The organism is Methanobrevibacter sp. (assembly GCF_015062935.1).
Classification (GTDB): Archaea; Methanobacteriota; Methanobacteria; order Methanobacteriales; family Methanobacteriaceae; genus Methanocatella.
The window spans coordinates 45,119-51,313 of sequence record NZ_SUTM01000013.1 but is presented as its reverse complement, the minus strand read 5'-3'; the positions used below and the strand labels follow the sequence as shown (position 1 = coordinate 51,313).

General features: G+C 37.7%; 9 protein-coding genes. 8 read left to right on the top strand and 1 reads right to left on the bottom strand.

The genetic code is table 11. The features are described 5' to 3' along the window. Nucleotides 1-143 precede the first annotated feature (143 nt). Entirely contained in the window at nucleotides 144-566 is a 423-nt protein-coding gene (locus E7Z81_RS07590) for a hypothetical protein (protein ID WP_292745951.1), read from the top strand. Nucleotides 567-614: 48 nt separating this feature from the next. On the opposite strand, the gene E7Z81_RS07585 is transcribed toward E7Z81_RS07590, so the two are convergent. After that, the gene (locus tag E7Z81_RS07585) at nucleotides 615-923 is read right to left on the bottom strand and encodes a hypothetical protein (RefSeq protein ID WP_292745949.1); all 309 of its coding nucleotides are present in this window, start codon (nucleotides 921-923) and stop codon (nucleotides 615-617) included. A 121-nt stretch (nucleotides 924-1,044) separates the two neighbouring features. Between E7Z81_RS07585 and E7Z81_RS07580 the strand changes: the two genes are divergently transcribed. The 7 genes from E7Z81_RS07580 (at nucleotide 1,045) to E7Z81_RS07550 (ending at nucleotide 6,190) form a co-directional block, all read left to right on the top strand. After that, nucleotides 1,045-1,338, top strand: a complete 294-nt coding sequence (locus E7Z81_RS07580; RefSeq protein ID WP_292745947.1) for a hypothetical protein — start codon at nucleotides 1,045-1,047, stop codon at nucleotides 1,336-1,338. A 78-nt stretch (nucleotides 1,339-1,416) separates the two neighbouring features. Further along, nucleotides 1,417-1,704 (top strand): helix-turn-helix domain-containing protein, encoded by a 288-nt coding sequence (locus tag E7Z81_RS07575; protein ID WP_292745945.1) that lies wholly within the window; start codon nucleotides 1,417-1,419, stop codon nucleotides 1,702-1,704. A gap of 175 nt (nucleotides 1,705-1,879) precedes the next feature. Continuing rightward, nucleotides 1,880-2,779: an ADP-ribosylglycohydrolase family protein gene (locus E7Z81_RS07570; RefSeq protein WP_292745943.1), complete on the top strand. Its 900-nt coding sequence runs from the start codon at nucleotides 1,880-1,882 to the stop codon at nucleotides 2,777-2,779. A 109-nt stretch (nucleotides 2,780-2,888) separates the two neighbouring features. Further along, nucleotides 2,889-3,542, top strand: coding sequence for a PH domain-containing protein (locus E7Z81_RS07565; RefSeq protein WP_292745942.1), 654 nt, complete (start codon nucleotides 2,889-2,891; stop codon nucleotides 3,540-3,542). Between the two features lie 25 nt (nucleotides 3,543-3,567). Continuing rightward, nucleotides 3,568-3,873 carry a hypothetical protein gene (locus E7Z81_RS07560; RefSeq protein WP_292745940.1) on the top strand — a complete coding sequence of 102 codons (306 nt, stop codon included), beginning with the start codon at nucleotides 3,568-3,570 and terminating at the stop codon, nucleotides 3,871-3,873. Between the two features lie 16 nt (nucleotides 3,874-3,889). Then, nucleotides 3,890-5,314, top strand: coding sequence for an HIRAN domain-containing protein (locus E7Z81_RS07555; protein ID WP_292745938.1), 1,425 nt, complete (start codon nucleotides 3,890-3,892; stop codon nucleotides 5,312-5,314). A 183-nt stretch (nucleotides 5,315-5,497) separates the two neighbouring features. Then, the gene (locus tag E7Z81_RS07550) at nucleotides 5,498-6,190 is read left to right on the top strand and encodes a hypothetical protein (RefSeq protein ID WP_292745936.1); all 693 of its coding nucleotides are present in this window, start codon (nucleotides 5,498-5,500) and stop codon (nucleotides 6,188-6,190) included. The last annotated feature ends 5 nt before the right edge of the window (nucleotides 6,191-6,195 follow it).

Genomic DNA, 6,195 nt, shown 5'->3' with positions numbered 1-6,195 from the left:
TTGTTGACTTATACTGCGATGATTTTTATTTTTTGATTTTTGTTGACTTATACTGCGATGATTTTTATTTTTTGATTTTTGTTGACTTATACTGCGATGATTTTTATAATAATGTTAAATATCTCTAAAAACAATATATTACCATGAATTTCATGAATGACGGTGCAAACATCAAACAGTTTGGGATGATTAACTATGTAAATGAAAAATCAAATGACGACCATGTGATATCAAAGATTTCAATCGTGCTTCGAAGTGACAAGATAGAGGCTCCATACTACATGGATACCAAGATAAGGATGTCCTCATGCATTGACATGCCGGAAAACGGAATAATTCATGCGATGGACATAGTCAACCACCACAGGATGTACAACCTCACAGAGGAAAAATACAATATAATCAAATCACTGATTTTAGATATCCGTGAAGATGAACAGGTTAAAATATTTAAAAAGGAAGACAGGATAAAGGCAGTTTTCACATCCAAAAATGCTGATGAGATGGAAAGCCTTTTTAAAAGTTACGGGGAACTTTTCGGTGCGATAGACGGTCTCGTCAGTTAGGATTTCGTTTTTTTTTTCATTTTGGATAAATTATGGATTTTGAGTAATTTATTCGTAATTTTCACCGATCCATCCCTGATTGTTCGGCCATCCGCAGAAGTAGCAGTAATCAGAATCTTCAAGCTCTTCTCCGCATTCGGGACAGTATTCCACCATTTTATCTTCAGGGGATGTTTCTTCAAATTCTCCGTTATGACAGGATTCACATTCCCACAGGTCTCCTGCATAATCAAATAGTGTTCCGCAGTTTTCACAGGTGTAGAAACCTTCGCCCATGTCACTTTCGCCGCAGTACGGGCAGTTAAATTCCACATCATCTTCGTCAACTTTTTCTCCACAGTCAGGACATTCATACATAACAATCACCCAAATAATTTTGCATATCCATATAAAAACTTTTTTAATTCATCCAATATAAATAAGTAACAATGGTAAAACGCTTTATTGACTGCCATGTAAAGAACTTTGAAGTGATATCATGATAAGCGATGATGAAAAGCAGAAAATCAAAGAGGAAATAGTGGAAAAGATCAACTCCGTTCTCGAGAAAAACGGCGAATCATTCAGGCTTGACCAGGTCAATGTTTTAAAGAAAAGCGATTCAATCAAGTTCATGGGAAACTACAGGGTTTATGACCGAAAAAACTACCATGCTGTTTCAGGTGAAATCAACACATTTCTGAAGCAGTACGGAAATGTTGAAATCAAATCCAAAAAAATCAGGGACAGCGGAATGAAATTCACAGCGGTAAGCTTCAATTTCGAACTCTAAACTATGACTAAAACATTAAAAACAGGTTAGTTGCTTAACGCAAAAGTATATTTAATATGTTAATAATATATACTTAACATGAAACCTAAAATGAATGATGAGGACTTGAAGAAGTTTTCATATGTTGAAGTAAGCGACTACAGAAAAAGGACAGTCAATGTCCTGAAAAACGGGGAGGTTGAAACACCGACAAGGATTGCAGAGGAATCCGGAATAAGAAGAAACCATATCTCCAAGGTATTGGGTGAGCTTAAAAAGGCAGGAATTGCAGAATGCATCAATGAGGAATACCGAAAAGGTCGTCTTTACAGGCTTACAAATCTGGGAGAGGAAATAGCTAAAAATCTGGAAGAATCCGACAGGTGATTTTCCAGGTATTTTCAGATACAACCATCACAAAACCTGTCCGGATTATTTTTAGATTAAAGAGTTTTGATTTAATCTGGTTGGGGTTATCTTACATTAACATTAACGTTTTAAAAATCATGCCCAATATTTAATTTGGCATATATATCAGCTGCTTTTTAAGAGGTGTTTAAACATGAAAATCAAAGACGGAATAGTGGGTTTGACAGTAGGAGATGCGCTGGGAGTGCCGGTTGAGTTCAAATCAAGGGAATACCTGATGGAAAATCCCGTAACTGAAATGATGGGACACGGAACATACAACCAGCCAAAGGGAACATGGTCCGATGACACATCAATGACCCTTGCAACAATGCAGAGCATAGTAAACAGAAATGACATTGACCTGACAGACATAATGATGGAGTTTGACCTATATGTCAGCGAGTCAAAATACTGCCAGTATGAGGTATTCGACTTTGGAAACACAACAATCCAGTCAATCATAAGATTTGACGACGGATTGAACGTTTTTGAATGTGGCGGAAGAGATGACAGGGACAACGGAAACGGATCACTAATGAGAATACTGCCAATGGCATTCATTCCAGACGCAACATATGCGGATGTGGAAAACGTATCCGCCCTGACACATGCACATCCGAAATCAAAAATAGCCTGCGTGCTGTACACTGAAATCGCCAGGTCAATGCTTGAATGCGACCTTGAAATCGCCGAACACATTCAAAGGTCATGTGAAAAAATCAAAAAATACTATGAGGGCAATGAGTATCTGGATGATTTTGAGGCCATATTTGAAATGGACTTTGACGTTAAGGAAGGCCGCAGCTATGTAATTAAAACCCTTGAAGCAGTTCTGTGGTGTCTTCTTGAGACATCAGACTATAAAAGCGCAGTTTTAAAGGCAGTCAATCTCGGCCGTGACACTGACACAGTTGCAGCTATTACAGGAGGTCTTGCAGGAATATACTACGGATATGAAGACATACCTGAAGAATGGATTCATGACATTCCCCAGATTGAATTTGTCCTTGACCTCTGTGATGATTTTGAAAAGTTCTGCTGTCAGGTTTAATTGTGCTGAATTGTTTTGTCTTAACGACTATGGTCAGTTAATGTAAAATACTCTAAAAGCACCAAATCATTATAATATGGATTCAATATAATATTTATATGGTGATAATATGGTAAAATATTGTAGAAATTGTGGTTCTGAAATTTCAGAAGGTTCTGTTTTTTGCGATGAATGCGGATCTAAAATCGGAGGGCGCTCATCTTTCGCTGAAAATCTGTTCAGGTCATACAATATCGACATGATGGATGAGGAATTTGTCATAAGACAGTCACAGATACATGAAGGATGTTTGATACTTCCGTCTATAATATTCGGTCTTGGGCTTTTAATAGGACTTATTATTTTCATTAATTCATTGAATATTTATAACGGTTTTATTTTAGGATTTTTTGGCTTTTTCAACATATTCACAATCGTCGGATTCATATGGCTTGTAATCAGATATATCGGATACAGGACCAACGATTTGATTTTGACAAACAAAAGGGTATTCGGTAAGATAGGACTGATTTCAACCACTCAAATGCAAAGTCCGCTGAACAAAATTGATTCTGTTTCATACAGCAACGGACTGATGGGCAAGCTTATAGGCTACGGCACAGTTAAAATAGCCACAACATCATCCAACTTCAAGTTCCGCTTCATCCGTGAAGGCGAAACATTCTACAATGACATTTTCAATCAGATTGAAGAAAGTGAAGTGGAAAGCAGAAATGAAAATGCAAAAGCTATTGTTGATGCGATGGCTGAAAAGTTAAGTTAAACAGTTATTTAAAGAGGATGTTTAAATGAAATGTCCGTTTTGCGGAAAAAATCTCATTGAAGGGTATCTGGTATGTCAAAGCTGCAGGAGCCTGGTCATAGATTTCGATTATATGAAAAATTTGGAAAAGATGGAGAAAAAGTATTCAAAATCTTCACTTGCGGATTTGTCAAAAGAAAAACTGACTTTTGAAGAAATCATAACAATATACACATTCATTGAAAGGGCAAACCATCACTACGGTGACGATGAGCTTTCAAGAAAGTGCGAAAAGGACGGTACATTCTCCAATCTCTCAAGGCAGTTAAAGGAAATGAAAAACAAAAAATAAATTCTTTGTGGTTATTATGAGGAGATATTGCACATGTTCCAGAGGAGTTGGGGGAAAAATCACCAATCGCACAGGTTTGGTCCATAACTATATATTGGGAGTTGATATCTGCAGTCACTGCGGGGGCATAGTACCCAAAGAGAGTGACGATGACAACAATATTCGCAGATACGATCAATTTAAAAGCCAGGCGATGATGTTGTCACAAAATGGCGATTATCTCTCCGCAATAGAATTTTTTAAGCGGGCTCATGATGCGGCATGGAATTACAATGAAAACTGTATAATGCTGTCAGCTATTGCAGGCGAATATGAAATGCTTGGAGACTACGCATCTGCAGAAAATTACTGGAACACATGCCGTGAAGTTGCTTTTGAAGGAGGTGTTGATTTTGTTTACAGATACATTGCAGATAAAGGCGATTTCCTATATAGGATAGGCCGCTACAGCGAAGCTATTGAAGAATATGAACGGGCTTTAAAGATGCTTGATGACCTGGAGGAAAACCTCAATATTTCATGTTATTCAAGAACAACCCATTTCCTCATAGATTCATATGAAAAGCTTGGAAATAATGAGGAGGGGGAAAAATATCACCGTGAACTGAAACATGCTATCAGCAGGTTTATTCGCTCTGGAAGAAATGATGATATGGAAGTTAAAGGGAATGTCTTATCATCAATTGCCTGGAAGATATATGAAAATGACAGGATGTTCGACGAGGCGCTGATTTTAATCGATTCAGCCATTGAAATCAAATCAAAAAATCTTGCATTTGACTACATGAGAAAGGCCAAAATACTTCAGGGAGGCTTTCGCTATGAAGAGGCCCTTAAAAATTATGACATTGCACTGACCAAAGGCAATTTTGAAAAAGAAATTTTAAAAAGCAGGGCTGAATGCGAAGCCGAATGCATCAAATCCAAACTGGAAATCAGGGTAATTATGCAGGACGTAACGCCCGAGCATCTGAAGCTTGTCAACAGGGCATTGAAAGTACTTCCCGATACCTGCGACAACGGGCCGTATCTAAACCTCAAAGCAGATATTTTATGCCAGCTTGGAGACCCTGTTAAAGGACGGATCTGCCGTGCCATTGCAGCCGGAAACTATGATAAGGTTAGCAAGGCGGAAAGTAAGCTTAAAAAATTAAAGCCCGGCAAAAGATACATCAACATCACCGGAATCTACAACTATCAGGGTTTAGCACCATTTAGTGAGGGAACAGTTGTTGATTTGATAAAGGAACCTGACAATCCATATGACAGGTATGCAATACGCATTGATATCAATGGCGAAACTGTAGGTTATGTTGCAAACAGCAAATATACATTAATCAAGGAAGTTGCCAGTGCAGAAGAAATTAAAAATACCTCATCAACGCAGGCGGAAGTTCAGTTCATCCTGTTTAATGAATGGGTTGTTGCAAAACTGATTTGATTGCGGGTTACATGGATTGTCTGTTGTGGGTAAAATCGATATAACATCACTTAACTAACATTTTTTTACCAACCTTTATATATAACTTCATATTAACATTATATTAACAATATTAATTCAACTATTACCTAACATATGTGGTTTTCAGATGAATTGTCGAAAAAAATCCATTTCGGTGATAATATGCAGCTTGGAGATTATAGAGTTTTTACGGAAAACAGACGTGATGAAAACAGGCTAATCGATTTTTTAAAGTTAAACAATTTCAAATACTGCAAATACTTCGAAAACAATCCCTTAAATAATGAGTTTGTCATTGTAGTCAATACCATTCATAGGACCTATTTTGAAATAGACAAATATTACCTGTTCGGTAACTGGCTTTCGGTGGGGGAGTTTCTGGAAAACATCAATTATTATGAAAACGGACATGTCATCCGCAAGAAGCTGTTTTCAGATAAAAAACTAATATATGATGGATACACTGTAGATGATAAGCCATATGGGCTTGGAACACTCTATTTTGATGACGGAAACAAGTACAAGGAAGGGGTCTTTGATGTAAAAGGTCTGGCAGAGGGAAAGGAATTCTATCCCAACGGTCAGGTGAAGTTTGAAGGTGTCTGGAGTGTCACTACAGGATACGGACCAAACGCTCCCCGCAGGGGCAGCCTTTTCAGTGAAAATGGGGATTTGATATTTTCAGGTGAATTTGAAATAGTCAGATGTGGTGTTGGGGCGCCGATGATCAGATATCCGAGATACGGCCGTGACCCGGAAAACCGTCCTAAAATAGAGAATATCCATATAAGCGATTTAAAGAAATACGGCATGAAAAGCAAATTTGAAAAAGTAAACGAGTGGCATTTGAAGTGAATTTT

What these genes read in the sequence shown, in the direction of transcription:
- E7Z81_RS07585 (WP_292745949.1), bottom strand. Translation starts at nt 923, where the DNA reads ATGTATGAATGTCCTGACTGTGGAGAAAAAGTTGACGAAGATGATGTG.
- E7Z81_RS07555 (WP_292745938.1), top strand. Translation starts at nt 3,890, where the DNA reads ATGAGGAGATATTGCACATGTTCCAGAGGAGTTGGGGGAAAAATCACC.
- E7Z81_RS07550 (WP_292745936.1), top strand. Translation starts at nt 5,498, where the DNA reads ATGCAGCTTGGAGATTATAGAGTTTTTACGGAAAACAGACGTGATGAA.
- E7Z81_RS07565 (WP_292745942.1), top strand. Translation starts at nt 2,889, where the DNA reads ATGGTAAAATATTGTAGAAATTGTGGTTCTGAAATTTCAGAAGGTTCT.
- E7Z81_RS07580 (WP_292745947.1), top strand. Translation starts at nt 1,045, where the DNA reads ATGATAAGCGATGATGAAAAGCAGAAAATCAAAGAGGAAATAGTGGAA.
- E7Z81_RS07590 (WP_292745951.1), top strand. Translation starts at nt 144, where the DNA reads ATGAATTTCATGAATGACGGTGCAAACATCAAACAGTTTGGGATGATT.
- E7Z81_RS07575 (WP_292745945.1), top strand. Translation starts at nt 1,417, where the DNA reads ATGAAACCTAAAATGAATGATGAGGACTTGAAGAAGTTTTCATATGTT.
- E7Z81_RS07570 (WP_292745943.1), top strand. Translation starts at nt 1,880, where the DNA reads ATGAAAATCAAAGACGGAATAGTGGGTTTGACAGTAGGAGATGCGCTG.
- E7Z81_RS07560 (WP_292745940.1), top strand. Translation starts at nt 3,568, where the DNA reads ATGAAATGTCCGTTTTGCGGAAAAAATCTCATTGAAGGGTATCTGGTA.